Here is a 26,617-nt window from a genome sequence, read left to right as displayed (position 1 = left end):
ACTCAGAGGAGTTGTTTTTACTCCCGGGCAATAAAGAATTTTTAGCCATAAAGCACGATGGCTTTTGGATACATAAGTTTAATGGTGAAGTGGTTCGCAAAGTTAATTTTGGTTTTCCTAAAGCGTGGGAAATGAAAAACCACCGTATTTCACCTGATGGTAAGTATTTAGCGTTTATGACTCACTTAAGGCCAAAAGCACATTTTCATTGGGTTAATATTGCTAACCCTGAAATAGAAAATTCGGAAGAAGGAACTGGCGGCGGGATAATTTTCTCTCCAGAGGAAGATTATCAATCAGAGTATAGAATAAAGCACTCGCAAGAACGTGATGAAAATGGGTTTTATCTTTCTGAGCGTGTCATCAGAACAAAAAAAATACTAACAGGTGAGCAAACAGAGGCGTTAGTTAAAGAAAAAGGAATCTGGGGCATGAGAACTTTAGTCCCAGTAGCAATTACTAACTTAGCAGTTCAAGATGTGAGGCGTTAACAATGAATGAATTAAGCAAAGGATCTGTAAGCCCATTGGTTTATTTACTAACTGGATATGTTGAAAATAATAAATCGATTCTATCGATATGCAAGTAGGCTCAATATAGCTCAAATCACTTTGACTATTTTGTCGATAAAGTGAGTAATGGCACTTTTTAATTATTAAACATGGGATTACTTTATAAGCCCAGATAAAAATAATAAAACTTATCTAATCGGGGATCACTTTAAAGCCGATTTGATTATGGTGACAAGAAGCGTGTTTGGTATTTTTAATCTTGTTATTTAAGGTTTATTGGTTTTTATTTTCTTTATGGTTGTGTTTTAAAGGTGTTTTGTGGAATTTTTATGCTTGCTTCTGTCGCTTTGTAATGTTAAAAATAGGCTTCACTGAACACACACACAAGAAAACAAGATGCATATTATTCGTTTAATTACACTAAAACTTAACCTCTTACTGCTATGGCAAGTAAGCGGGGATTAGTGTGTTTGCATCGAGTTAAACACTAAAAACCCCGCAATTGCGGGGTTTTTTTTATCTCGCGGCTGGGATTAATTGAAATTTGGGTAACATAGGAATGAGGGGCAGTTATGCAAGAGCAAGATAAAGTATGGATTTTTGATACCACCTTACGTGATGGCGAACAGGCGCTTAAAGCAAGCCTTACTGAAGATGATAAAATTCAATTAGCACATACAATTAGCCGCTTGAATGTGGATGTGATGGAAGTGGGTTTTCCGGTTTCGAGTCCTGCTGATTTTCGCTCGGTGCAACGTATTGCAACCGAAGTAAAAGGCCCGATTATTTGTGGTTTAGCACGCTCAGTTGCTAAAGACATTGAAGCCTGTGGCGAAGCACTTCGCACAGCTAAGCAAAGCCGTATTCATACTTTTATTGCTACAAGCCCTTTGCACCTTGAACATAAATTACGTATGAGCCTAGACGATGCAACGGCAATGGCTGTTAAATCAATTAAATTGGCACGTAACTACACTGATGATGTTGAATTTTCGTGTGAAGATGCCGGTCGTACGCCGCATTGGGATTTATGTAAAATTGTTGAGCAGGCAATTAATGCCGGAGCTTCAACTATTAACTTGCCAGATACCGTTGGTTTTGTAACGCCAGACGAATACGCCGCGATGATTCGCCATTTAATGAACAACGTGCCAAATATTGATAAAGCCCGTTTAAGTGTGCATTGCCACAACGATTTAGGTTTAGCAGTAGCAAACTCGGTGGCTGCAGTGCAAGCCGGCGCACGCCAAATTGAGTGTACTATTAATGGCATTGGTGAGCGTGCTGGTAACTGCTCGCTTGAAGAAGTGGCGATGATCATGAAAATGCGCCACGACCACTTAAAAGTATACACCGACATAAAAAGTGAAGAAATTTACCGCGCATCTCGTCAAGTGGCTAAAATTTGTAATATGCCAGTACAACCAAATAAAGCGATTGTTGGCGAAAACGCCTTTGCACATAGCTCAGGCATTCACCAAGATGGTGTATTAAAAGCGCAAAATACTTATGAGATTATGTCGCCAGAAAGCGTGGGTGTGCCAAGCAACCAATTAAATATGACTTCGCGTTCGGGTCGTCATGTTATTGAGCATCGCTTAGAAGAGTTGGGCTATCAAAAATCTGATTACGATATGGATGGCTTATATAAAAGCTTTATCGAATTGGCTGACCAAAAAGGCACAGTATACGATTACGACCTTGAGGCGATGATTTACTTTAATCAAATTAACGACAAAGACGAAAAATACCAATTAGAATTTGTTAACTCAGCCTCTAACTCACAATCGGTAGCAAGCTCTACTATTGGAATGCGCATTGATGGCGAAGCTAAACAAGAAGCCGCGACAGGTAATGGCCCAGTTGAAGCTTCGTTTGCAGCTATTGAGCGCTTAACCGGTATGAGCGTTGAAATGATTGAATACAACTTAGAAGCGACAGGCCAAGGTGCAAGCTCATTAGGGCAAGTAAATATAATAGCTAAATATAATGGCCGACCTTATCACGGTGCGGGCATTGCAGCGGATGTGGTTGAAGCGTCGGTACGCGCCATGATCCGTGTTTATAACTTAATTTATCGTGCACAGAAAGTGTCTGATTTAAAACAACAAAGGAAAGCAGGATGAGTAAAACAAACTACAGCGTTGCCGTATTAGCTGGCGACGGTATTGGTCCAGAAGTAATGGCAGCAGCAGAGCAAGTATTGGATGCTGTGAGCGATAAGTTTGGTTTTACCCTAAACCGTCAGCATCATGCAATTGGCGGTGCAGCAATTGATGAATTTGGTGAAGCATTACCACCAAAAACACTAAGTGCTTGTGAAAACGCCGATGCTATTTTATTTGGTTCGGTAGGCGGTCCTAAATGGGAAAACTTACCACCAAATGAGCAACCTGAGCGCGCATCGTTATTGCCGCTTCGTAAGCACTTTGGTTTGTTTTGTAATTTACGCCCTGCACAGTTATTACCTGCATTAAGTGCAGCGTCGCCACTTCGCGCAGATATTAGCGAAAAAGGCTTTGATATTTTATGTGTGCGTGAGCTTACTGGCGGCATTTATTTTGGCGAAAAAGGCCGCAGTGGTGAAGGCGCAGAAGAGTTTGCATTTGATACGCAAACATACTCACGAAAAGAAATTGAACGTATTGCACGCTTTGCTTTTGAAGCTGCAAAACTACGTAGTAACCATGTTACCTCTGTTGATAAAGCCAATGTATTAGCATCAAGCGTATTATGGCGCGAAGTAGTAACCGAAGTAAGCAAAGACTACCCAGGAGTAAGCTTAGATTACATTTACGTAGATAACGCCGCTATGCAGTTAGTTAAGCAGCCTAGCCAATTTGATGTATTACTTTGCGATAACTTATTTGGCGATATTTTGTCAGATGAGTGCGCCATGATCACAGGCTCAATGGGCTTATTACCATCGGCAAGCTTGAATCAATCGGGTTTTGGATTGTACGAGCCAGCAGGCGGTTCAGCACCAGATATTGCAGGTAAAGGCGTTGCAAACCCAATAGCACAAATTTTAAGTGCCGCATTAATGCTACGTTACTCGCTAGGGCAAGACGAAGCTGCACGCACCATTGAAAAAGCAGTAGCAGAAGCCGTAGAAGCAGGCGTTGGCACACCAGATATATATCCAAATGCAGGTTACAGCACAAGCGATGTGGCAGCAGCCATCGTTTCACGCATTTAATAACATATTAAAGTTGCAGCACCGTTATGCTGCAACTCAAACAGATTAGGGAATTAGCAAGTGGCCCAAACGTTATACGAAAAAATTTGGCAATCACATACCGTTGCCAGCATAAACGAGCAAACCGACTTACTTTATATTGACCGCCATTTAGTGCATGAAGTTACTTCTCCGCAGGCTTTTGCTGGTCTACGTGAAAAAAACCGTACTGTACGTTGCCCAGAAAAAACCTTTGCAACGATGGATCACAACGTATCGACTAAGAGCCGATCACTTGATGCGGCAAGCGAAGTATCTAAAAACCAATTAATGGCGCTTGATAAAAACTGTAAAGAGTTTGGTATTGTGCTTTACGATTTAAACTCAATTAATCAAGGTATTGTGCACGTAATGGGCCCAGAGCAAGGTATTACTTTGCCTGGCACAACCATTGTATGTGGCGATAGCCATACCTCTACGCATGGTGCGTTTGGCGCATTAGCGCATGGTATTGGTACGTCTGAGGTTGAGCATGTATTAGCAACGCAAACGCTACAGCAAAAAAAGGCGAAATCGTTAAAAATTCAAATTAACGGTGTATTGCGTCCAACGGTTACGGCTAAAGATTTAATTATGGCGGTAATTGGCAAGCTAGGTACCGCTGGTGGCACAGGTTATGTAGCAGAGTTTTGTGGTGAAGGCATTGAAGCGCTTTCAATGGAAGCCCGTATGACGCTATGTAATATGAGCATAGAAATGGGTGCAAAAGCGGGTTTAATTGCATCTGACCAAATTACTTATGATTACTTAAAAGGTCGTCCGTTTGCACCAAAAGGCGCAGATTTTGATGCAGCCGTTGAATATTGGGAAACATTAAAAACGGATGAAGGCGCACACTTTGATTTAGTTGTTGAGCTAAATGCCGACGACATTCAGCCGCAAATTACCTGGGGCACAAGCCCAGAGCAAGTAATTGGTGTTGATGAGTGCATACCCGATCCAGATAAAGAGCCAGATTTAATTAAAGCCGATGCTATTCGCAGCGCGCTTAAGTACATGGATTTAAAAGCGGGTGATAAATTATCAAGCGCGAAAGTAGACACGGTATTTATTGGCTCATGTACAAATAGCCGCATTGAAGATTTACGCGCAGCTGCAAAAATTGTTGAAGGCAAACATGTGGTAGCAGGCATTGAAGCGTTAATTGTACCGGGCTCTGGCTTAGTTAAAAAACAAGCCGAAGACGAAGGCTTAGCTGATATTTTTAAAGCCGCTGGCTTTGAATGGCGCGAACCGGGTTGTTCTATGTGTTTAGCGATGAACGATGACCGCCTAGGAGCAGGCAAGCGTTGTGCATCTACTTCTAACCGTAACTTTGAGGGCCGCCAAGGTCGTGGCGGGCGTACCCATTTAGTTAGCCCTGCAATGGCCGCAGCTGCTGCAATACATGGTCACTTTGTTGATATTAGAGGAGAAGCCTAATGAGCGTATTTTTTAGTGGCTTAATGGCCCCACTTGATAAAAACAATGTAGATACTGACCAAATTATTCCTAAGCAGTTTTTAACATCAACTAGCCGCGAAGGCTTTGATGCTGCATTGTTTTATGATTGGCGTTACCTAGATAACGACGAGCCAAACCCTGACTTTATTTTAAACCGCCCATGCTACCAAGGCGCGCAAATATTATTAACGCGCGACAACTTTGGTTGTGGCTCATCACGTGAGCATGCTCCTTGGGCGCTTAAGCAATACGGCTTTGAAGTGATTTTAGCTGAAAGCTTTGCAGATATTTTCTTTAATAACTGTGGTAACAACCAAATGTTAGCCATTGCGTTACCTGCCGACACGCTTGAGCAATTGTTTGTACTTAGCGAGCAGCACGACGATATTAACATTGAAATCGATCTTGAAAATCAAACACTAACAAGCAGTAAGTTTGCACCAATTAGTTTTGATATTAGTAAAGAGGTAAAAGAACGTTTGTTAAGTGGTTTAGACTTTATTGGTGTAACCGAAACGCTAAACCCACAAATTGATGCGTTTGAAAAACAACTAGCGACTGAGCGTTCTTGGCAGTAATTTCTTAACCTGTAATTAAGAATCACGTATTAAAAAGCACGGCAATTGCCGTGCTTTTTTATGGGTAAATATTAGATGTGGTAGCTAAAGGTTAATGCCTAAAGTCAGCCATTAACGCAGGTATACCGGGTAACATGCCTACAATTGCCATTACAGTGGTAAGTAACACAAACATAATAAGTGGAATCACCCAGCGGCTCATTTTAGTTAGCTCAGCGCTGCGCTCTTTACAGCCAATCAGCCCTAAGTTATCAAGTAACATAGTAAGCGACCAACCAAAAGCCGGATTAACTAAGGTCGAAGCAAATACCACAATAGCGGCTGATTGCGTTGTTTTACCTTCGCGCGTCATTTCCATGCCAGCTTCAAGTAGTGGGATAAACACGCCCACAATAAGTGCTACACAGAGCACAGGCTGCCAAATTGCTAAATCCATAGGGTAGCCCCATAAACCAGCAATAATACAAAATAATGCAGTTAAAATAGCGCCAGCAGGAATAGGGCGCTTAGCAATAGCGGCAGGCACAATATAAGTACCCCAAGACGAGGCAAAGTTAGCACCACCGGCAAGTGAGCCGAATGTTTGCCTAACCGATGCGCTTAGCATGGTGTCGTCTATATTCATTTGTACTTTTTCGGTGCGTTGCGGATAGCTTATTTTTTGAAATACTTGATGACCTAAAAAATCAGGTGACCACATAGCGACAGCAAGTACAGCGAAAGGTAGTACAACAACAAAGCTTTCAAGTGTTGGTAGGCCAAGCATCCAACCTGTGTTTTCGCCCCACCAGTATGCTGGGTTCATATTTGGTAAACCCGGTGCAGTATGAAACTCAAACGGTGCACCTAAAGCAAAGGCAACCACGCCACCAATAAGGCAGCTTAACGGTACCGCTAACCAGCGCTTTTTAAAGTGCTCTAAAAGTGCATACAATAAAATGGTGGCTAAAATAACAATAAATGCAATGTGTGCCATATCAATGGCTTCAGCCCAAGCAAACAGCTTTTTAACTTGCGAAATAGTGCCAATAAAGCCCAAATAAATAAGTAGTCCGCCACACACCCCTTTACTGGTTAGGCGCGCGAGCATACTTCCCCCTTTGGTTATGGCTAAAATAAATCCAAAGGCACCAATGAGTAAGCCAAATGCCATAGGATGGCCGCCAGCTGCAACTACAATAGGAATTAACGGAATAAGCGGGCCGTGAGTACCGGCTAAGTTGGCTGTTGGTAAAATAAAGCCTGAAAACAAAATTATAAAAATAGAAACAATGAGTAATTCGTAACGCACATTTTCTAAAACAAACGCATCGCCTAAACCAAGAGGTGCCGCGAAGGTTGCTGCAATAGCGCCCACCATAACCACTTTACCAATAGTGCCCGCCATTGCAGGAATGGTGTCTTCAAATTCAAATCGGTAATCTCTAAACGGTAAATTAGGACGCCAGCGCTTAGGCTGCATAATTTGTAATTCATGTTCGAGATACTCGTCGCGAGTATTAAACTCTGAACTCGGCTTGTGAAGTTGCTCGTAGCTTTGAGCATCCTTGTGCGTGTTTGATGGTGCATCACCGGGTGGTGTAGTTTGCATGCGTTCTCCTGCAACATTGTTGCTTAATCAAATAAATACGGCTTTTGTTAAAGCAAATGAATATTGAACATGCAGGGTAAATCAGCTCTTAGGCTGGGATGTATAGGCAAAAGGTCGTGCATGGTTGTTTTTAATACAGTTAATCTGACAATCAGCTTTACGTTAAAAATTATAAAACTACACAAAATGATTTAAAATTATTATAAATCAATGGCTTGTTTTTATTTTTAAAGAATTTGATCACTGTTTATAGCGGGAAGTAGTGTTAATGGCAGGTTATTATCCTTTAGTCTTAGTGGTTGTAAAAGTCGCTTTGTTTGAAAAGCTTATTGGTAGCAGCCGTTAATTTCGTTTTATTTGTGGTGAAATAATACTTCTGTTACTTTCGGATTGTTAATAACAACAATAAAGAATAGAGATGCAACTCAACTCCCCTAAATCAATTGGTATTTTACTTGGTACGCTTTACGGCATATTTATGCGGCTGTTTGTAGAGCTAGTCAATGCTTACAATTTAGGTAGCTTAGTCTCTATATCATTTATGTTTTTAGTGCCCGTTGCAATTGGTTATATTCGTATTCACTTTGAGTACAACGAATCAAAAACATTAACTAAAAGGCAAATGATCACGATTGCTTGGCAGCCTATTTTTGTTTTTTTATTTGTAAGTATAATTACTTTGCTTGAAGGGAGCATTTGTGTGGCAATGGCTTTGCCTGCTTTTATGTTTTTTGCCAGCATTGGTGGGTTACTTGCGGGCTTTGTTAGAAAACGTAAAATAAAAAAAGCGAATAGTTCTTTATTATCAATCGCGTTGTTACCTATATTGCTCTCACCTATTGAAGTTAACTTTTTACATTTATCAAAAACATACGAAGTAACAAATTCAATAGCTATTAACGCGCCCATCAATGTTGTGTGGCAGCAGTTAGCTAATGTGAGTGACATAAAACCACAGGAAGTGCCTTTTTCACTCACTCAATTAATTGGTGTACCAAAGCCATTAAGGGCAAGTATGAATGCTAGCGGTATAGGCGCTGTTCGCACAAGTACTTGGCAAAAAGGCGTTGTGTTTAAAGAAGTAATAACCGACTGGCAACCAAATAAACAGATGCATTATAGATTTGATATAGACCCAGATGCTATCCCCGATGACGCACTCGATAAACACGTAAAACTAGGCGGTGAATACTTTTCACCTCTTTACGGTGGATATGAGTTAAGTGAAGATAAAAGCGGCAATACGATTTTAACGTTAAAAACGACCGTGCAAGATAATACAAATTTTGGTGTTTATTCGCGAATATGGGGTGAGGTGATATTTCAAGATTTTCATCATTCACTTTTAACGTTGATGAAAAACAGAGCTGAAAAATCACTTATCGCAGCTGTTTCTTATAATTAGCTTAAACCATTGTGACTATAAAAAATATTACACGCTAAAAGTTAAAGCCTTTGCATTTGCAAAGGCTTTTGTTTTAACTGCTAACTTTTACCAGATCATTTCTACAAATTCAGGGTGGTCGATATACGGGTTACGATTACCTTGAAATTCAAAGGCTGCTTGGTTACGGTCAAGTTCCATTTGGCTTACAGGATCGCTGTTATGCCAGTTAAGCAGCATGGCTACAACCCAGCTTTCAAACACTTGGTTGCTTGAACCATTAAGTACAGCATTACTTGAGGTCGTTTTGGTTTGCCAAGTGCCTATTACATTTTCGTAGCGCGTTGCCATGTAAAAATAAGCGCGAGCAAAGTCACCTTTAAATTCGTCAATTGGCTCAAATACAGTACCTGAGTAATTTAATGAACTTGCGGCAGAACCTAATTTACTTCCGTTAGTTGATGTAAATGAAGCGCTTGCTACTTCACCAAATGGGAAGTTACTACGTTTTGAGTTTACATAACCGTCGGTTGCGTAAATATGATGCACATCTGAGTTCATTGGCTCAATAGTGCCGCCAAACCAGCTTTTAGGAAATGAATGTTCACGGTTGTAACAGCCGCCTTCTCCACTATAGTTACCACATTGATCGCTCACCGCAGCATAATTGTAGCTATCTGAGCCGTTTGGTTTTTCGCTATACATATCTAAAATGCTGTTATCGTTTTCAAAGTATGTATCACGTGCTGATGAGTCGTAAAAATTCCAAATAGCCGAGTAACCCTGTGCATTATGATCTTTAATAATATTATAAAGCTCAGTTTTTAGTGCATAACCCGATAACCCTTGAGCAGTAACATAGTAGCCAGTGGGTGTTGGGTTGGTCCCGCCGCCATCACCAGAGCCACTACCTAAAGTAAATGCTGTGCTGTCTGTATTATTAAAACTTGCACCGCTAGCAAATGTGGTAGAGCCTTGCTTAAGTGCATAACTGCCATTACCTGTTGAACAACACATGCCATCGCCGTAGCTGTCGTTAATAACAAGTGTGTAAGTTCCATCAGTTAGGCATATTTGCTCATCATACTGAGTGTTTGATGCGTAACCACTGCCGTTAGCAACAGCACTACCTTGATTGTTATTAACGGCCCAGCTAGTTTCGCTACCGTAATTATCGGTACTAAGCGTTAAGATGAGGCTATTGTCAGTACAGCTTGTTGATGCGCTGCCATCAGCGTTTGGTAAAAAGTTATCTACGTATACGGTTTCGCTGCCATCAAATCCACTTACATCGTAAAACCTAAGGCCAACACTAATTGTTTTATTACTGCTTGCTGTATAGCTATGGCTAACTGTTTGCCATTGGTTAGTTTGTGCTTGATTTGAATAGCCTTGATAACCATCTACATACAAGCGAGCTTTAATTTTACCTTCGGTGTGGTAAACATCAGCCGAAAAGTTATAGGTTTTACCTGCTTCTACAGCAACTTGTTGTAGTAAATCAGTGTTACTTTGCGATCCTGTTGTTACATTGACAGCAGCAGAGCTACTACCACTTTTAACTGTACTGGTTGAGCGAGATAAAGCAATTCCGCTATCTATCGTAGTCCATGCATCAGGTGTATTACCTGACCATTGTTCAAATCCGCCATTAGCTACATTGGCCATTACAGGTAATGAGCCAAGTAACAATGCGGTACTAAGTAGTTTATTTTTATATTTCCCGTGTAACATAGTTGTTCCTATTTTTATTTTGAATGAGGAATATACCCTACATTAGTTAGGTTACAAAATTGTTAATTTAAAGCACTGTAAAAGGCAATAATCGTCCTTTAATCTGTTTTTGAAGGTATTTTTATAAATTAATAACTAAATGGAATATCAAAGCAGATTCTATTCTTTTTTTATCTATGCAGAGCCCGTTATCCTACATACTTAGAAAACCTCAACAGATACGCTCTGGATGAGGTAAAACTCATTTTTAACAATACACAAAGTGTGTTGTGTTTAATTTTCAGGGTTATGGGGAATCGATTCATGTTGTTAGGTCAACTAAATGCTGCGGCAAGCCCGCTATCGCAAGATCAAGTACAAAAGCTGCAAGGTTTAGTGGCTGAACTTAATCCAATTCAACAAGCATGGGTAAGTGGTTACTTAGCTGCTAATGCTAACTCAGCTGCATTAGGTGCTCCTACTGCTGGCGTACCGGCTGCGGGTGATGCAGCAGCGCTAACTATTTTATATGGTTCGCAAACGGGTAACGCAAAAGGCGTAGCAAGCAAAATGAAAGAGCAGGCTGAGTCGCGCGGCTTAGCAGTTAAGCTTGTTAGCATGTCAGATTACAAACCAACAGCCCTGAAAAAAGAAAAGTTTTTAACTATCGTTGTATCTACTTACGGCGAAGGTGAGCCACCTGAGGACGCAGAAACACTTCACGAATTTTTAGCTACTAAAAAAGCGCCAAAACTAGACGATGTAAAAATAGCGGTCATTGGTTTAGGTGATTCTAGCTATGAGTTTTTCTGCCAAACAGCAAAAGACTTTGAAGAGCGTTTAAATAAACTCGGTGCGCAAACTATATATCAACGTGCTGATTTAGACGTAGATTATGAAGAAGAAGCTGCAATATGGATTGCGGGCGCAATTGATGCATTTGAACCTGATTTAAAAGCGCAACAAGATGCAGCTGGTGGCCAAGTTGTATCAATGCCATTTGGTGCACCAACAACAGCTTCAAGCCAATATACAAAACAAAATCCATTTGAAGCAGAGCTATTAACCGTTCAAAAAATTACCGGTCGCGACTCAACTAAAGATGTACGCCACGTTGAAATTTCACTTGAAGGGTCAGACATTACTTACACACCAGGTGATTCATTAGGTGTGTACTTTTTAAATGATGATGTATTAGTTGATGAAGTACTTACACTTACTCAAATAGATGCAACAAGCATTGTAAAAGTAGGTGATGAAGAGCTAAGCGTACGCGGCGCACTTATTGAAAAACTAGAGCTGACTCAGTCATACCCTGGTTTTGTAGAAAAATACGCAATAGCAACTGGTACGCCTGAATTATTAAAGCTTGTAGAAGATAAAGCCGCAATGCGTGCGTATATTGAACCTCGCCAAATATTTGATGTAATTCGCCAAAACCCTGCAAAAATTGATGCACAAACATTAGTAGATTGCCTACGTAAACTACAAGCTCGTTTGTACTCAATTGCATCTAGCCAAAGCGAAGTTGAAGACGAAGTACATTTAACTCTGGGCTTAGTTGAGTTTGATGCATTTGATAGCGAGCATTTAGGTGGCTGTACTGGTTACTTAACTCGCCGTGCTGAAGAAGGTTGTAAAGTTAAAGTATTTAGTGAACATAACGATAATTTCCGCTTACCAACTAACGATGATACACCGGTGATTATGGTTGGCCCTGGTACGGGTATTGCGCCGTTCCGTGCATTTTTACAAGAGCGTGACTCGCGTGAAGCACAAGGCAAAAACTGGTTGTTCTTTGGTAACCCACATTTCACTCAAGACTTTTTATACCAAGTAGAAATACAAGGTTATTTAAAATCGGGTTTACTTAACAAGGTAGATGTTGCATTTAGCCGCGATCAAGCCGAAAAAGTATACGTACAAGACAAGTTACGCAGTAACAGTAAAGACGTGTTTGAATGGTTAGAGGCTGGCGCCCACTTTTATATTTGTGGCGATGCAAATCGTATGGCAAAAGATGTACACAACGCCTTGCTTGATATCGTTAAAGAAAACACAGGTAAGAGTAACGAAGACGCAGAGCAATATTTAAAAGATTTGCGTAGCGCAAACCGCTATCAGAAAGACGTGTATTAATCACGTTTCTTATTTTATTTAACAGCTAACAGCCGTCACTGTAACAAATTTAGGATTTAAAATGAGCGAACAAGATAAAAACGTAAAACTTTCTGATAACGAACGTTTGAAAAGAGAAAGTAACTTTTTACGTGGCACCATAGAAAAAGATTTAACAGACGAAATTACCGGTGGTTTTACTGCCGATAACTTTCAGCTAATTCGTTTTCACGGTATGTACCAACAAGACGACCGCGATATACGTGGTGAGCGTGCTAAGCAAAAGCTAGAGCCGCTACATAACGTGATGTTACGTGCACGTATGCCTGGCGGTATTATTAAGCCAGAGCAGTGGCTAGCAATCGACAAGTTTGCAGATGACAAAACAAGCTACGGCAGCATTCGTTTAACAACGCGTCAAACGTTTCAGTTTCATGGTGTATTAAAGCCAAATATTAAAGGCATGCACCAAATGCTTGATAGCGTAGGTATAGACTCTATTGCTACTGCAGGTGATGTTAACCGTAATGTGCTTTGCACTACTAACCCCGTTGAGTCTGAGCTACATCAAGAAGCTTACGACTGGGCTGCAAAAATTTCTGAGCATTTATTACCTAAAACGAAAGCGTATGCCGAAATTTGGTTAAATGGCGAAAAAGCAGAAACCACAGAAGAGCCAATTTTAGGATCTAATTACTTACCGCGTAAATTTAAAACAACGGTAACCATTCCGCCTAATAACGAAGTTGATGTTCACGCTAACGATTTAAACTTTGTGGCAATTGCTGATAACGGCAAGCTAGTTGGTTTTAACGTATTAGTGGGCGGTGGTCTAGCCATGACTCATGGCGATACAGCAACGTATCCGCGTAAGGCTGATGACTTTGGCTTTATTACGTTAGAAGATACTTTAAAAATTGCAGAGCATGTTGTATCTGTGCAGCGCGATTGGGGTAATCGTTCAAACCGTAAAAATGCAAAAACTAAATACACATTAGACCGTGTAGGTGTTGATGTATTTAAAGCAGAAGTTGAAAAGCGCTCAGGCGTTACGTTTGCACCAAGCCGTCCGTTTGAGTTTACTCACCGTGGCGATCGTATTGGTTGGGTTGAAGGCATTGATGGTAAGCACCACTTAACGCTATTTATTCAAAGTGGTCGTATTTTAGACTATCCAGGCAAGCCGCTTAAAACAGGTTGTCGTAAAATTGCAGAAGTTCACCAAGGTGACATGCGTATGACGGCAAACCAAAACTTAATTATTGCTGGCGTACCTGCAGATCAAAAAGCCGTGATTGAAGAAATTGCTCGTAGCCATGGCCTGATTGATGACACAGATTCGCAGCAGCGTAAAAATTCTATGGCGTGTGTTTCACTGCCAACGTGCCCACTTGCAATGGCCGAAGCAGAGCGTTACTTACCAAGCCTAGTAGAAAAAACTGAAGCATTACTTGCTAAGCACGGTATACCCGATGACAGCATTATTATGCGCGTTGTAGGTTGCCCGAACGGCTGTGGCCGCGCAATGCTTGCAGAAGCAGGTTTAGTAGGTAAAGGCCCAGGTAAGTACAACGTTTACTTAGGTGGTAATTTAGAAGGCACACGTATTCCTAAATTGTACCTTGAGAACGTAGGCGAAGACGTTTACCTAGAAGCATTCGATAAGCTAATTGGCCAATGGGCTAAAGAGCGTAACGACGGTGAGTGTTTTGGTGACTTTGTTATACGCAAAGGCATTGTTGCTGAAGTAAAAGTATCAGTAACCGATTTTCACGCTTAATTAAATACCAGCGCTTTGGCGCTGGTGAGGTTTGGAATTTACCATGAGTGAATTTAAAAACATTTTACAGCTAGATAAACAAAGCCAAACGGCTATGTTAGCTGATGCTAATGGTTTACTAGCGAATATGAGCGCAGAACAGCGTGTTGCATGGGCGCTTGATAACTTGCCTAATACGGCTTTTTTATCATCTAGCTTTGGTATTCAAGCGGCAGTAATGCTGCATTTAATGACCTCACAACGTCCAGATATTCCCGTTGTATTAACCGATACAGGCTATTTGTTTCCTGAAACGTATCAGTTTATTGAGCAAATGAGTGAGCGTTTATCACTTAACTTAAAGGTGTATAGAGCGCCGCTTAGCCCAGCATGGCAAGAGGCTAAATTTGGCAAACTATGGGAGAAAGGCGAAGACGGCATTAAGCAATATAATCAGCTTAATAAAGTAGAGCCGATGACCCGTGCGTTAAAAGAAATAGAAGCGGGCACGTGGTTTAGTGGTTTGCGTCGCGATCAATCATCTACACGTGCTGATAAACAGTTTGTAGAAATTAGCCGTGGTACCGTTAAAGTGTACCCGATTATTGAATGGTCTAACCGCGACGTGTATCAGTATCTTACCAAGCACGATTTACCTTACCACCCATTATGGGAGCAAGGTTATGTGTCTATGGGAGACGTACATACAACACGTAAGTTAGAACCAGGAATGACAGAGGAAGAAACTCGCTTTTTTGGTTTAAACCGAGAATGCGGACTACACATGGATGGTGACGGTATTTAACGCGACTACGGTGTAGTTAAATTGCAAATAAAAACGCAGCTTCGGCTGCGTTTTTATTTTTTATTAGGGTACAAAAAATTGCCTAATTAAGTATTTTTTATTAGACTCAAGGCAATAAAGGATTAATTAAAGCAGGAACGCTATGAAATACTTTACCTACTTAGCTATATCAATCATGGCTATTGCAGTCATTTCTTTGTTTTATCTAAAAAAGCCTGACGGTCAAACATGGCTTTCTGCATCATCAATTAGCAGTGAATCTCAGCAAATTAAAGAAAAAATGGTTGCTCTTTCAAGCAATACTTTGGACCAAGCAGTGCAGGGCGTTAAGCAAGCAGGCGATAAAATTGCGAGCAGTATTTCTGATGAACCAATGCCTGAAAGTACTACCTCAAGCAGCAAAATTTTTAAGTGGCAAGACGAAACAGGCCAATGGCACTTTTCTGATACACCTAACCCGCATGTAAAAAGTATTGAAGTAAAACTCGATCCTAAAGATATTACTGTTATTGCTGCAGAAGACACGTCTATTTTAAATACCTCTCCAAGTACAAATACAATGTCGGCTGCACCAGAGGGGATCAGTATTTTGAACCCAGACTCTGTTAAAAAGCTATTTAATGATGCCGAAAATGTAAAAGACAAACTAGAAAAACGTAATAAAGAAATTAATAATTTAAGTGCACTTTAATTATTTAGAGTGCGTGCTTTTATGGTTTTTTAAATAACGTTTTTCGGCTTCCATCAATAATACGGTTAAATATATTTTAGTGGGAAGCGACAGCAGTACACCTACAGCAATGCATGCCGCGGCTATAATTATTCCTTTAATACCATGATTAACAGTGAAGTAACTCGACACAATTAAAGTGTGGCCAGTCACGATAAGGCACAACCCAAGCACTATTGATGTTTTAAGCAGCCTAATTATAATTGTTTGCGACATAGTTACCTCACTAATAGTCGCTATAGTGTAGGCACGCTTTAAATGCTTAGCATTGATTTAAGACAACAAACAGCACACATAAAAAAGCCCAGCTTAGTAGCTGGGCTTTTAAATGCACTAATTACAGCGCGTATTAATCAAGCATATTACGCAGTACATATTGTAAAATACCGCCGTGTTTGTAGTAATCCCACTCTTTAGGGGTATCAATACGTACATCAGCACTCAAGGTTACTTTTTTACCTTCGGCATTGGTTGCAATAACGGTTACTTCATCGGTTTTATCGTACAAGCCATCAATATCAAATTGTTCTTGCCCTGTTAACCCGTGTGACTCGTAGCTTTCACCTTCTTTAAATTGCAGCGGTAATACACCCATGCCAATTAAGTTAGAACGGTGAATACGCTCATAGCTTTGTGCTACAACGGCTTTTACACCAAGTAATAGTGAGCCTTTAGCCGCCCAGTCACGAGATGAACCTGTACCGTACTCTTTACCCGCTAAAATAATAAGTGGAGTATTATTTTTTTGATACTCCATAGCAGCATCGTAAATGCTTGCTAAATCGTTTTCTGGTTGCGTACGTGTTACGCCGCCTTCAGTACCTGGGGCAAGTAAGTTTTTAAGGCGAACATTGGCAAACGTTCCGCGCATCATTACTTCGTGATTACCACGGCGTGAGCCATACGAGTTAAACTGCGATTTTTCTACACCTTTCTCTTGCAAGTATAAACCTGCTGGCGCTTCTGCTTTAATAGCACCCGCTGGAGAAATATGGTCAGTGGTTACTGAATCCCCAAGCTTAGCTAAACAACGTGCACCTTCAATAGTAGGGATGCCCGGTGGTTCTACTTTCATACCATCAAAAAATGGTGCTTTTTTAATGTAGGTAGAAGCATCGTTCCAATCGTAAAGTTTGCCATCCGGTATTTTAATTTGCTGCCAGCGGCTATCGCCTTCGTAAACGTTAGCGTAGCTTTTTTCAAACATTTCTTTAGTTACTGTTTCTTTAACTAGGTCACTAACTTCTTTAACACTTGGCCAAATGTTTTTAAGGTAAATATCGTTACCGTTAGCATCTTGCGCAAGGGGTTCGTTGTATACGTCAATATCTGTTCTGCCGGCAATGGCGTAAGCAACAACAAGCGGAGGAGACGCTAAAAAGTTCATTTTAACATCTTGGTGAATACGCCCTTCAAAGTTACGGTTACCCGATAAAATAGAACTAACCACTAATTTGTGCTTTTGAATGGCATCTGATATTTCAGTTGGAAGTGGGCCTGAGTTACCAATACAAGTTGTACAACCGTAGCCAACAAGGTTAAAACCTAAGCTTTCTAGGTCATCCATCAAACCTGCTTTTTCTAGGTAATCAGTAACTACTTTAGAGCCTGGCGCAAGTGATGTTTTAACCCAAGGTTTTACATTAATGCCTAACTGTTTTGCTTTTTTAGCGACTAAGCCTGCGGCTAAAATAACACTAGGGTTAGAAGTATTAGTACAGCTGGTAATTGCAGCAATTACACATGCGCCATCGTTTAGCTCAAACTCTTGGCCTTTAAATTTAACCTTAGCGGCACCCATAAACTGCGCTTCGTCTACTGGCTCATCTGGATTTGTTGCTGGGCCTTCACTTTCAATACGAGCTTGTTCTTCATCGCTTTTATCGCGACGAGCCATACGCTCATCCTGAAAGCCTTTTAAATGATCGCCAATAACTTTGCCAGCTTCGTTTAGGGCAATTCTATCTTGTGGACGTTTAGGGCCTGCAAGGCTTGGTACAACATCGTCTAATTTAAGCTCGAGTGTATCGGTATAGTTAGCTTCGTCGCCATCGTTACGCCATAGGCCTTGATGCTTAGCATAATCTTCAATCAGTTTTAGGTGGTTTTCGTCGCGGTTTGTTAAGCGAAGGTAGTTAATGGTTTCATCATCAATCGGAAAAATACCACATGTAGCACCGTACTCTGGTGCCATATTAGCAATGGTAGCTCTGTCTGCAAGTGGTAAGTCAGCAAGGCCGTCACCATAAAACTCTACAAATTTACCCACTACGCCGTGGTTACGCAGTATTTCGGTTACTGTTAACACTAAATCGGTTGCGGTCGTACCTTCAGGTAAACGGCCGCTTAGCTTCATACCTACTACTTGTGGAATGAGTAAGCTAATTGGCTGACCAAGCATGGCTGCTTCAGCTTCAATACCGCCTACACCCCAACCAAGCACACCTAAGCCATTAATCATGGTGGTGTGAGAGTCAGTCCCTACAAGCGTATCTGGGTAAGCGAATTTTTTGCCGTCGCGCTCTTCATTAAAAACAACGCGCGCTAAGTATTCTAGGTTTACTTGGTGAACAATACCGGTTGCTGGTGGCACTACTTTTAAATTATCAAAAGCGGTTTGTCCCCAACGTAAAAATTCATAACGTTCTTTATTTCGGTCGTATTCAAGTTTTGCATTTAAATCAAATGCACCCTCATTACCGTATCCATCTACCTGCACTGAATGGTCAATAACTAGTTCTGCGGGTGATAACGGATTTATTTTTGCAGGATCGCCACCTAGCTTTTCCATTGCGTCACGCATCGCGGCTAAATCAACAATAGCGGGTACGCCGGTAAAGTCTTGCATAACTACGCGAGCGGGGGTAAAGGCAACTTCAGATGCAGGTTTCGCTTGAGGGTCCCAATTAAGGAGGGCTTGAATGTCTTGTTCTTTAATATTTGCGCCGTCTTCGTTACGAAGAAGGTTTTCAAGTAATACTTTTAAGGAGAAGGGCAATCGTTTCGCTTTGTCGCCAAGTCCTTTTAGAGAATGAATATGATATTGCTCACCATTTATTGTGAGCTGATGTTGGGTATCGAAACTATTATTCATTATTTGCCCCTTTATGAATTAGAAAAATATTTTGAAGAGTGACCTCTGTAGTGTTCGAATTGCAAAGTACATACCAGTGTAAAAAATCGTGTTTAGAGAACGAATTTTATACAGTTAATATAGTAGAGATGATGCTGAAAAGTTTAATTTCAAGAGATGATTTGAAAGAGGTAGGGTCAAAAGTTATTTCGACCCTTATTAATTACTGTAACCAACCTTGTTGCTTACCTTTAATACTTAAACAAAGTAGATATATGGCAATTATGATTACAAATATAGGCATAAATACAGCACTTGTACCAAGTAGCTCAATACTGTTTATGACCACAAAATTATAATATTGCTGAATTAAAATAGCGCTGAGCGATAGCGCAAAAGTAGGTGTTGCCAGCGCGTTTTTAGCAAGTAAAAAAATACAACCCAAAGTGCTTCCAAATACAGCTATAGCAAATGCAATAGTTGACCAAATAGGAGCGTTAGAGTAGGCAGCTTGTTGATCTAGCGGAAGTTTATCTATCATTTCGGGTGTCATCATTATGTGCATAGCAAATGCAATAACGCCAAGTAAGTTCCATACGAGTGCCGCCCATACAGCGGGCTTAAACCAATTTTTAGGTGTTTTAACAGACATTTTATAACCTTGTTTTTATTATTATTAACTAGGTTATTAAAGAGTAAAAAGGCCAACTATACAAGTTGACCTTTTTATATAAAAAGAGGGTTTTTAAATGCTTAACCAAACGAAATAGGACGACGACCTGTTTTATCATCTACTTTTGGCTTTTTAGTTCGCTTGCGCTTAGCTTTAGCTGGCTGATTTGTTGGCTGTGGTGCAGCTTGCTTTGACTCTGTTTGAGTGTGTACCGCAGGTTTTTCTGCAGGAACTGCATCTTCACTTAACGCTAGTTGAAAAAACTCACCATCGAATTCTAGTACATCGCCACTGTATAATTTTTTCCGCTTTATTGTACAAATTTCATGGTTAACACCCACATAGCCTTCAGTAATTAGGTTTTTAGCTTGGCCGCCACCTTCAACTAAGTTTAATACTTTTAATAATTTACAAAGCTCAATCGGCTCTTCTTCTAACTCTATTTCTATATATTCTTCGTTCATATTTGCTCTCGGTGGGGGTAACGCACAGGCTTTAGTATAAAGGCTTACAGCGACTTTTGCACCAAAGCAAGTAACTTTAGATAGCGGTAATACACAATTAGTTATGAAAGTTTTTAGGTATTTTATCTGTCTTTAAAAAAACTGAAGCAATTAAAAGTTAAGCTTCGTTGCAATCTTTTTTACGTATGGCTCGCTAATTGCTAAAACTCTGGCGGATTAATCAATGTGTAATGAATACATATAAAACGGAGTAGAAAATGGGCGTAAGATTAGCAATGAAAAAAGAGCTAATGGGCTTAGATAATTCAGATATGCTGACCGCAGACGATGTTAGGTCACATCTTACTAATCAAGTAAAAGAGCAAAAGGAAAATGCTGAACGTGGTTTTTCTGTGATTTCAAAATTTAACGATCACCATAGCCGCTTAGTGAGTGGCGATATGAAAAAAAAATCGGTACTTGAATTTCAACGCCATCGCTTATTTAAAGAAGTTTTATACACTCGTAAAAGTGTTGATGCGTGGTTAAATAGCCAAATTAGCTGATTTGCTATTTATCAAAAATCAAATAGACTACACTTGTAATCTATCTGAGGTTGATAATGAAAAATATAGTTTTAGTGTGCTGGGTTATTTTACTAAGTGCGTGTCAGCAGCCAACTGTGTATGTTTATACACAAGCATTGAATGCAGATCAAAAGCAGCAGCTAGAAACTAAACTGGCTGCTCAAACTCTACCTTATAAATACCAAAATATTGCAGTACCAAAAGCATATAAAAATGCGACGTTAATAGTCTCTTATAACGACTTTGGTAGCGGGCAGCTAGAACAGTTAACGCTAATAATGCAAAGCATGGGATTTGAGCCTGACATTATTTACAGCAAAGCAGAGAATCATTATTACACTAATGGAAATATAGGTTTTTATTTACGTTCAGCTTCACAAAGCACCGAGCTAAGTATGCCAAGTATTATGCTTACAACGGGTTGCTTAAACGATAGATATAACAATATGCGCGTTTCATTTGACGAAAAAAAGGCGCAATTTACATTACCAAGTAGTGCTAAAGTGGTGTTGGATTGGGAGCGTATTGAACCGTACTTAGTTATTTATTATCAAAATACATCGCAATCTTATACGCGTACTACGCCAAAAATAAGCACACCTTTTGGGCAAAAGCCGTCAGATACTTTTATTTACAATACACATATAAACAAACCAGATTGGCTTAACTGTTCATTACAAATTGTTTATATGGATTGAGTGATAAAGTTAACCGTGGGCTTCTATATGCTCGCTAAGTTTTGCAATACGCAGACTCATACCTTCTATAATTCGGTCTTTAATTTTTTCACGGATAACGTTAGGTAAACGGGTGAGTGCCTCAGGGGTAATGGCAAGGACTATACTGTCGGTTTTAGCGCGTGCGCTAGTGCTACGCTCTCGGTTATTTATAAAAGCGCCTTCACCTATAAATTCACCAGGCTCAATAGTACCCAGTTCTAGCAAATGATTATGTTTAAATACTAACAACGCACCGCTAAGTACAATATATAAGCGCTTGTCGTTATCGTATTGCTTAAATAAAAACTGATGCTGGCTTACTAAATATAACAGGCCGAACGACTCCAATAAGACTTGGCGCTCGCTGAGCGTAAATTCTTTAAAAAAGTGCAGCCTGTTTATAATTTCCATTTGTTTGAATAATGGAATATGTTCGATTAGCTTCATCAATAACCAAATGTGTTAAAAACGTTTAATTAGCTAATATTGCGCTCTTTTAATTTTCGGGTCAACGTGTTGCGTCCCCAACCAATTTTTATAGCGGCATCTTGCTTATGGCCAGAGCAATTAGCCAGTGCCGTTTTTATTAAGCGGGTTTCTAGCTGAGCTTGAATGTCAGGCCAAATATTTTCTTTGCCTTGTTTAAGTTCTTGATTAAGCCATTGCTGAAACGCATCTAACCAATCACCTTCTTCTTGAGCTGGTGTGGCATCAAGAATTTCAGGCGGTAAGTCTTGCTCGCTCACAAGCTCACCCGGTGCCATAACTGTCAGCCAGCGACATGTGTTTTCTAATTGGCGCACATTGCCTGGCCAATTAAATAAACGTAACTGCTCAGTTGCTTTAGGGCTCAGTACTTTGCTTTCTACCTGCAGCTCTTTAGCGCTTTTATGTAAAAAGTGTTGCGACAAGCTTTCTATATCTTCAGTACGTTCTCGAAGAGCAGGTAAACGTAGGCGCACAACATTAAGACGATGAAATAAATCATCCCTAAATTTGCCCTGCTTAACTAAATCTTCAAGGTTTTGATGCGTAGCCGCAATAATACGTACGTCTACTTTTATACTTTGATGACCACCAACGCGATAAAATTCACCATCGGCGAGTACGCGCAATAAACGTGTTTGCACATCAAGTGGCATATCACCAATTTCATCTAAAAACAGTGTGCCACCATTGGCTTGCTCAAAACGGCCTTTACGTACGCTGTCAGCACCGGTAAATGCGCCTTTTTCGTGGCCAAATAACTCTGACTCAACAAGCTCTTTTGGAATGGCTGCCATGTTAAGTGCAATAAATTGATTTTCTTTACGTGGGCTATGATTGTGCAGCGCACTGGCGACAAGTTCTTTACCTGTTCCAGATTCGCCATTTATTAATACGCTCATGCTGGAGGCCGATAGCTTACCTATCGCTCTAAATACTTCTTGCATGGCGGGTGCTTCACCAATTATATGCGCACTTTTTGGTGGAGCTTGCTTACGCTTAGTTTTTTTAGTGGAATTTGCTCTGCATGCGCTTTCGACTAGTGCTACCGCTTCGTTTAAATCAAACGGCTTAGCTAGGTATTCAAAAGCACCTTTTTGAAATGCATTAACGGCAGAGTCTAAATCTGAATGCGCGGTCATTATAATAACGGGCAATCCAGGGTTTTGCTCTGCAATAAGTTCAAGCAACGCCATACCATCCATACCTGGCATTCGTACGTCCGAAACTAAAACAGTAGGTTGGCTAAACTTCAATGCGCTTAATACATCTTGCGCGTTAGAAAAGCTTTCTGCGTTAAACCCTGCACGGGTTAGTGCTTTTTCGAGTACAAATCGAATAGAAGCATCATCATCTACAAGCCAAACTGTTTTCATGCAAACTCCAAACATTAATCTGCAAAGGGCAGATAGATATTAAATTCAGTATGTCCAGGCCAGCTATCACATTCTATATAGCCATCATGTTGATCAATCAGTGTTTGCGCTATTGAAAGGCCCAACCCAGAGCCACCTTCTTTATTGGTGATCATAGGGTAGAACAGTGTTTCGCGTACACTGGGATCAATACCTGGTCCGTTATCAGATATTTGGATCAACAAGGCTTTTTTAGGTGCTTTACCCGGGCGACGATGCTGATGATTTATGCGGGTTTTTATTGTTATTTCACCGCCATCTACAAGCGCCTGTTGGGCATTTCGAACAATGTTTAATACCACTTGCTGAATTTTGCCTTGATCAATGTATACATCAGGAATACTCGGGTCGTAATCTTTAACTAAGCTAATGTTAGAACAATTATCTAACGTACTTAGCCTTGCAACTGATTCAAGTGATTGATGTATATTGCCATACGATTTTTGAGGAAGTTGATTGGGCCCCAAAAGCCTATCTACTAGCTCGCGTAATCGGTCGGCTTGCTCAATGATGAGCTCAGCACATTGATCTCTTTCTTGTTGATCAACCTCATACTGCAATAACTGCGCCGCTCCGCGAATTCCACCTAAAGGATTTTTAATTTCGTGAGCTAACCCTCTAATTAGGTTTCGGGCAGCTTGATATTGATGCATTTGATTAGACGCTTGGTCGTGCTTAATTTCGTCATCGGTTTGGCGCCACTCAAATAAAATATAAAGCGAGCCATTAAACTTAATTTGTCGTGTACTTACGGCTACTTTTGCATGGCGAGAATCGCTAAAAACCACGTCAGCTCTATGCTGCTGGCAATCTACGCCTTCAACTAGTGAGTATTGTTCTATACGCTGTAAATCGATTGAATGGTAGTTAAAAAGGCTATCAAACGGTTGATCTAATAGGCGCTTATTACCAAGGCCAAGCAGCTCGCTGGTACTGGTATTGGCATATACAACGGTGAAGTTTTTATCAAGTAACATGATAGCGGTTGTTTGATTTTGCCAAATGGCATCGAGTAGCTCAGGGCTAAAGTTTTTATTATTAATCATAGCTGCACCATTTTAGTGCGTGGATGTTTGCAAGCAAGTTATATGGTTAAATACACTGCTGCACGTTTAGTAATGCCCCAATTTAGTTACCTAGGTTTAGCCCTTTTCGGTGCATAAAAAATATGCAGGGTTCGCTTGTAGCAATAACTTGGTTTTTACTATTAAAAAGCTTTAATTGTAGTGTGTGCTGACCACGTTCTACATCTCTAATTGCAAAGGTTGAGCTGTCACTGGCTGGGCCGTGTGCTTTACCATCAATAAAAAGTTGTATAGTAAAACCAGTTTCAAAGCGTGGTTTTATTCGGCTAGTTACATAAACAGTGCCGGTATTTTCACGAATAGTCTGGTTATGATCAGGTGAGGAAATAGCAATACTAAAGGCCGCTTGTTGAGGCTGAGGTTGCTCGTCAAAAATGTCAGTATTTGTTGCAGGCATATTAAGATCTTGGCTGGTGAGCTTTACCTCTTGGGCCCCTTTATGAGGGGTGTCTGAGAACACTAATACGCCATTTTTATCTTTCCAAGCGTATATTTTTGTTTCACCGGCATAACCATAATTACTTAATCCTAAAGTAATTAATAGTAATAAAATCTTGTTATTCACTCTGCAGCCCTGCATTTTTATCGGTAACTTAACTTTAGTGGAGATTGACTAATTTTACCATTAAAAAAGCCCGCAAAGCGGGCTTGAGAACACACATATTTTTTACAGCTTAATTAACAGCTGTAGTACATTTCAAACTCAACTGGGTGAGTTGTCATGTTAAGCTTTTCAACTTCTTGAGACTTAAGTGAGATGTAAGCATCGATTAAGTCATCAGTGAATACGCCACCTTGAGTTAAGAATTCACGGTCTGCGCTAAGTGCAGATAGTGCTTCGTCAAGTGATGCTGCAACAGTTGGAATTTCTGCTGCTTCTTCAGCTGGTAAGTCGTATAAATCTTTATCCATAGCATCGCCAGGATGGATCTTGTTTTTGATACCATCAAGGCCAGCCATAAGCATTGCTGAGAAAGCAAGGTATGGGTTAGCAGTTGGATCCGGGAAGCGTACTTCAATACGACGACCTTTTTCAGATGGAACCACTGGGATACGGATTGATGCAGAACGGTTACGTGCAGAGTATGCAAGCATAACTGGTGCTTCAAAACCTGGTACTAAACGTTTGTACGAGTTAGTAGACGCATTTGCGAAAGCGTTAATTGCTTTAGCATGCTTGATGATGCCGCCAATGTAGTAAAGCGCATCTTCAGAAAGGCCGCCGTACTTATCGCCAGCAAAAAGGTTAACACCGTCTTTAGCTAAAGACTGGTGACAATGCATACCAGAACCGTTATCACCAACAACTGGCTTAGGCATAAACGTTGCTGTTTTACCGTATAAGTGAGCCATGTTATGGATAACATATTTCATTTCTTGAATTTCATCCGCTTTTAATACCATTGTATTAAAGCGAGTAGCGATTTCGTTTTGACCTGCTGTTGCTACTTCGTGGTGATGTGCTTCTACTACTTGACCCATTTCTTCTAGAACTAGACACGTAGCTGAACGCCAATCTTGGAAGTCATCAACTGGAGCAACAGGGAAGTAACCGCCTTTAACACCTGGACGGTGACCAGTGTTGCCATCTGCATATTCTTTATCTGAGTTCCAAGCAGCTTGCTTAGAATCAATTTTGTACATAGAACCAGACATATCTGATTTGTATTTAACATCGTCAAATACGAAAAATTCTGGCTCAGGGCCAAATAAAACAGTGTCTGCAATGCCTGTAGAACGCATGTAATCTTCAGCACGCTTAGCAACAGAACGCGGGTCGCGCTCATAGCCTTGTAGTGTAGAAGGCTCTACTACGTCACAACGTAAAATTAATGTCGCTTCTTCAGTGAAAGGGTCTAGTTTGATTGACTCAGGAACTGGCATTAATACCATGTCTGATTCGTTTATGCCTTTCCAGCCTGCAATTGAAGAACCGTCGAACATTTTACCGTCTTCGAAAAAATCTTCATCAACTTGGTGATGAGGAATCGATACATGTTGCTCTTTACCCTTAGTGTCAGTAAAGCGTAAATCAATGAACTTGACGTCATTTTCTTTAATAAAATCTAAAACCGATTGTGACATGTGTCCTCCAACTATTGGGTTTTGTTATTGCTGCATAATTGCTTTGGTATTTACTAAGCTGATTTTGTGCCATTATTGTAACTGGCTGTTTATAAATTAAAAAAATATCATTGCATCAAAATGGAATATATAAACGCACCATATTGGTGCGTAAATATTCCATTTCGGTGCAAAATTTAC

General features: G+C 40.4%; 22 protein-coding genes and 1 pseudogene. 12 read left to right on the top strand and 11 right to left on the bottom strand.

Annotated elements, in window-relative coordinates; all coding sequences use genetic code 11:
* The 5 genes and pseudogenes from GQR52_RS10155 to leuD all read left to right on the top strand — a co-directional run.
* Positions 1 to 491: pseudogene (locus GQR52_RS10155) on the top strand (hypothetical protein); the annotation flags it as partial.
* 593 nt (positions 492 to 1,084) lie between these two features.
* Entirely contained in the window at positions 1,085 to 2,638 is a 1,554-nt protein-coding gene (gene leuA / locus GQR52_RS10150) for a 2-isopropylmalate synthase (RefSeq protein ID WP_165728346.1), read from the top strand.
* Complete coding sequence (gene leuB / locus GQR52_RS10145; protein WP_165728345.1) at positions 2,635 to 3,711, top strand: 3-isopropylmalate dehydrogenase; 1,077 nt, start codon at positions 2,635 to 2,637, stop codon at positions 3,709 to 3,711. Before leuA ends, leuB begins: the two co-directional genes overlap by 4 nt.
* A 60-nt stretch (positions 3,712 to 3,771) precedes the next feature.
* Positions 3,772 to 5,172, top strand: a complete 1,401-nt coding sequence (gene leuC, locus GQR52_RS10140; RefSeq protein ID WP_165728344.1) for a 3-isopropylmalate dehydratase large subunit — start codon at positions 3,772 to 3,774, stop codon at positions 5,170 to 5,172.
* Positions 5,172 to 5,771 (top strand): 3-isopropylmalate dehydratase small subunit, encoded by a 600-nt coding sequence (gene leuD / locus GQR52_RS10135; protein ID WP_010555450.1) that lies wholly within the window; start codon positions 5,172 to 5,174, stop codon positions 5,769 to 5,771. The genes leuC and leuD overlap by 1 nt, the downstream gene beginning before the upstream one ends.
* A 91-nt stretch (positions 5,772 to 5,862) precedes the next feature.
* Here leuD and GQR52_RS10130 read toward each other — a convergent pair whose 3' ends face one another.
* A complete protein-coding gene (locus GQR52_RS10130; RefSeq protein ID WP_165728343.1) occupies positions 5,863 to 7,362 on the bottom strand; it encodes a DUF3360 family protein in 1,500 nt (499 codons plus the stop codon).
* A gap of 418 nt (positions 7,363 to 7,780) precedes the next feature.
* On the opposite strand from GQR52_RS10130, the gene GQR52_RS10125 reads away from it, so the two are divergent.
* Positions 7,781 to 8,767, top strand: coding sequence for a hypothetical protein (locus tag GQR52_RS10125; RefSeq protein WP_165728342.1), 987 nt, complete (start codon positions 7,781 to 7,783; stop codon positions 8,765 to 8,767).
* An 87-nt stretch (positions 8,768 to 8,854) separates the two neighbouring features.
* Here GQR52_RS10125 and GQR52_RS10120 read toward each other — a convergent pair whose 3' ends face one another.
* Positions 8,855 to 10,480: an endonuclease gene (locus GQR52_RS10120; protein ID WP_165728341.1), complete on the bottom strand. Its 1,626-nt coding sequence runs from the start codon at positions 10,478 to 10,480 to the stop codon at positions 8,855 to 8,857.
* Between the two features lie 303 nt (positions 10,481 to 10,783).
* On the opposite strand from GQR52_RS10120, the gene GQR52_RS10115 reads away from it, so the two are divergent.
* The 4 genes from GQR52_RS10115 (at position 10,784) to GQR52_RS10100 (ending at position 15,832) form a co-directional block, all read left to right on the top strand.
* Entirely contained in the window at positions 10,784 to 12,598 is a 1,815-nt protein-coding gene (locus tag GQR52_RS10115) for an assimilatory sulfite reductase (NADPH) flavoprotein subunit (protein ID WP_165728340.1), read from the top strand.
* Between the two features lie 61 nt (positions 12,599 to 12,659).
* Complete coding sequence (gene cysI, locus GQR52_RS10110) at positions 12,660 to 14,357, top strand: assimilatory sulfite reductase (NADPH) hemoprotein subunit (RefSeq protein WP_165728339.1); 1,698 nt, start codon at positions 12,660 to 12,662, stop codon at positions 14,355 to 14,357.
* A 43-nt stretch (positions 14,358 to 14,400) separates the two neighbouring features.
* The gene (locus GQR52_RS10105) at positions 14,401 to 15,141 is read left to right on the top strand and encodes a phosphoadenylyl-sulfate reductase (protein ID WP_007582191.1); all 741 of its coding nucleotides are present in this window, start codon (positions 14,401 to 14,403) and stop codon (positions 15,139 to 15,141) included.
* Between the two features lie 142 nt (positions 15,142 to 15,283).
* Positions 15,284 to 15,832 carry a DUF4124 domain-containing protein gene (locus tag GQR52_RS10100; RefSeq protein ID WP_008166491.1) on the top strand — a complete coding sequence of 183 codons (549 nt, stop codon included), beginning with the start codon at positions 15,284 to 15,286 and terminating at the stop codon, positions 15,830 to 15,832.
* On the opposite strand, the gene GQR52_RS10095 is transcribed toward GQR52_RS10100, so the two are convergent.
* The 4 genes from GQR52_RS10095 to GQR52_RS10080 all read right to left on the bottom strand — a co-directional run bounded on the left by GQR52_RS10095 (position 15,833) and on the right by GQR52_RS10080 (position 20,081).
* Positions 15,833 to 16,087: a hypothetical protein gene (locus GQR52_RS10095; protein ID WP_165728338.1), complete on the bottom strand. Its 255-nt coding sequence runs from the start codon at positions 16,085 to 16,087 to the stop codon at positions 15,833 to 15,835.
* Between the two features lie 133 nt (positions 16,088 to 16,220).
* Positions 16,221 to 18,965 carry an aconitate hydratase AcnA gene (gene acnA, locus GQR52_RS10090; protein ID WP_165728337.1) on the bottom strand — a complete coding sequence of 915 codons (2,745 nt, stop codon included), beginning with the start codon at positions 18,963 to 18,965 and terminating at the stop codon, positions 16,221 to 16,223.
* Between the two features lie 202 nt (positions 18,966 to 19,167).
* Positions 19,168 to 19,596, bottom strand: a complete 429-nt coding sequence (locus tag GQR52_RS10085; protein WP_165728336.1) for a hypothetical protein — start codon at positions 19,594 to 19,596, stop codon at positions 19,168 to 19,170.
* Positions 19,597 to 19,697: 101 nt separating this feature from the next.
* Positions 19,698 to 20,081 (bottom strand): RNA-binding S4 domain-containing protein, encoded by a 384-nt coding sequence (locus tag GQR52_RS10080; protein ID WP_165728335.1) that lies wholly within the window; start codon positions 20,079 to 20,081, stop codon positions 19,698 to 19,700.
* 257 nt (positions 20,082 to 20,338) lie between these two features.
* Here GQR52_RS10080 and GQR52_RS10075 point away from each other — a divergent pair, with 257 nt between their 5' ends.
* Both GQR52_RS10075 and GQR52_RS10070 read left to right on the top strand, forming a co-directional pair.
* Positions 20,339 to 20,626 (top strand): hypothetical protein, encoded by a 288-nt coding sequence (locus GQR52_RS10075; protein ID WP_165728334.1) that lies wholly within the window; start codon positions 20,339 to 20,341, stop codon positions 20,624 to 20,626.
* Positions 20,627 to 20,682: 56 nt separating this feature from the next.
* A complete protein-coding gene (locus GQR52_RS10070; RefSeq protein WP_165728333.1) occupies positions 20,683 to 21,345 on the top strand; it encodes a hypothetical protein in 663 nt (220 codons plus the stop codon).
* A gap of 9 nt (positions 21,346 to 21,354) precedes the next feature.
* On the opposite strand, the gene GQR52_RS10065 is transcribed toward GQR52_RS10070, so the two are convergent.
* The 5 genes from GQR52_RS10065 to glnA form a co-directional block, all read right to left on the bottom strand.
* Positions 21,355 to 21,813, bottom strand: a complete 459-nt coding sequence (locus GQR52_RS10065) for a cyclic nucleotide-binding domain-containing protein (RefSeq protein ID WP_165728332.1) — start codon at positions 21,811 to 21,813, stop codon at positions 21,355 to 21,357.
* A 29-nt stretch (positions 21,814 to 21,842) separates the two neighbouring features.
* Positions 21,843 to 23,228 carry a nitrogen regulation protein NR(I) gene (gene ntrC, locus GQR52_RS10060; RefSeq protein ID WP_165728331.1) on the bottom strand — a complete coding sequence of 462 codons (1,386 nt, stop codon included), beginning with the start codon at positions 23,226 to 23,228 and terminating at the stop codon, positions 21,843 to 21,845.
* Between the two features lie 14 nt (positions 23,229 to 23,242).
* Positions 23,243 to 24,313 carry a nitrogen regulation protein NR(II) gene (gene glnL, locus GQR52_RS10055; RefSeq protein WP_010554790.1) on the bottom strand — a complete coding sequence of 357 codons (1,071 nt, stop codon included), beginning with the start codon at positions 24,311 to 24,313 and terminating at the stop codon, positions 23,243 to 23,245.
* Positions 24,314 to 24,395: 82 nt separating this feature from the next.
* Entirely contained in the window at positions 24,396 to 24,917 is a 522-nt protein-coding gene (locus GQR52_RS10050) for a DUF4124 domain-containing protein (RefSeq protein ID WP_024589531.1), read from the bottom strand.
* Positions 24,918 to 25,030: 113 nt separating this feature from the next.
* On the bottom strand, positions 25,031 to 26,437 hold the full coding sequence (glnA, locus tag GQR52_RS10045; protein WP_024594310.1) for a glutamate--ammonia ligase: 1,407 nt from the start codon (positions 26,435 to 26,437) through the stop codon (positions 25,031 to 25,033).
* Between the last annotated feature and the right edge of the window lie 180 nt (positions 26,438 to 26,617).

Origin of the sequence: Pseudoalteromonas sp. 31A1 (genome assembly GCF_011378815.1) — a bacterium.
Lineage (GTDB): Bacteria > Pseudomonadota > Gammaproteobacteria > Enterobacterales > Alteromonadaceae > Pseudoalteromonas > Pseudoalteromonas arctica.
This window is presented reverse-complemented; position numbering and strand designations above follow the sequence as displayed.

Coding starts and splice junctions, on each gene's coding strand:
- acnA (WP_165728337.1), bottom strand. CDS start 18,965: ATGAATAATAGTTTCGATACCCAACATCAGCTCACAATAAATGGTGAG.
- GQR52_RS10075 (WP_165728334.1), top strand. CDS start 20,339: ATGGGCGTAAGATTAGCAATGAAAAAAGAGCTAATGGGCTTAGATAAT.
- leuB (WP_165728345.1), top strand. CDS start 2,635: ATGAGTAAAACAAACTACAGCGTTGCCGTATTAGCTGGCGACGGTATT.
- GQR52_RS10080 (WP_165728335.1), bottom strand. CDS start 20,081: ATGAACGAAGAATATATAGAAATAGAGTTAGAAGAAGAGCCGATTGAG.
- GQR52_RS10070 (WP_165728333.1), top strand. CDS start 20,683: ATGAAAAATATAGTTTTAGTGTGCTGGGTTATTTTACTAAGTGCGTGT.
- GQR52_RS10115 (WP_165728340.1), top strand. CDS start 10,784: ATGTTGTTAGGTCAACTAAATGCTGCGGCAAGCCCGCTATCGCAAGAT.
- GQR52_RS10105 (WP_007582191.1), top strand. CDS start 14,401: ATGAGTGAATTTAAAAACATTTTACAGCTAGATAAACAAAGCCAAACG.
- GQR52_RS10095 (WP_165728338.1), bottom strand. CDS start 16,087: ATGTCGCAAACAATTATAATTAGGCTGCTTAAAACATCAATAGTGCTT.
- GQR52_RS10130 (WP_165728343.1), bottom strand. CDS start 7,362: ATGCAAACTACACCACCCGGTGATGCACCATCAAACACGCACAAGGAT.
- GQR52_RS10125 (WP_165728342.1), top strand. CDS start 7,781: ATGCAACTCAACTCCCCTAAATCAATTGGTATTTTACTTGGTACGCTT.
- GQR52_RS10065 (WP_165728332.1), bottom strand. CDS start 21,813: ATGAAGCTAATCGAACATATTCCATTATTCAAACAAATGGAAATTATA.
- leuA (WP_165728346.1), top strand. CDS start 1,085: ATGCAAGAGCAAGATAAAGTATGGATTTTTGATACCACCTTACGTGAT.
- GQR52_RS10120 (WP_165728341.1), bottom strand. CDS start 10,480: ATGTTACACGGGAAATATAAAAATAAACTACTTAGTACCGCATTGTTA.
- cysI (WP_165728339.1), top strand. CDS start 12,660: ATGAGCGAACAAGATAAAAACGTAAAACTTTCTGATAACGAACGTTTG.
- ntrC (WP_165728331.1), bottom strand. CDS start 23,228: ATGAAAACAGTTTGGCTTGTAGATGATGATGCTTCTATTCGATTTGTA.
- glnA (WP_024594310.1), bottom strand. CDS start 26,437: ATGTCACAATCGGTTTTAGATTTTATTAAAGAAAATGACGTCAAGTTC.
- glnL (WP_010554790.1), bottom strand. CDS start 24,313: ATGATTAATAATAAAAACTTTAGCCCTGAGCTACTCGATGCCATTTGG.
- GQR52_RS10085 (WP_165728336.1), bottom strand. CDS start 19,596: ATGTCTGTTAAAACACCTAAAAATTGGTTTAAGCCCGCTGTATGGGCG.
- GQR52_RS10100 (WP_008166491.1), top strand. CDS start 15,284: ATGAAATACTTTACCTACTTAGCTATATCAATCATGGCTATTGCAGTC.
- leuD (WP_010555450.1), top strand. CDS start 5,172: ATGAGCGTATTTTTTAGTGGCTTAATGGCCCCACTTGATAAAAACAAT.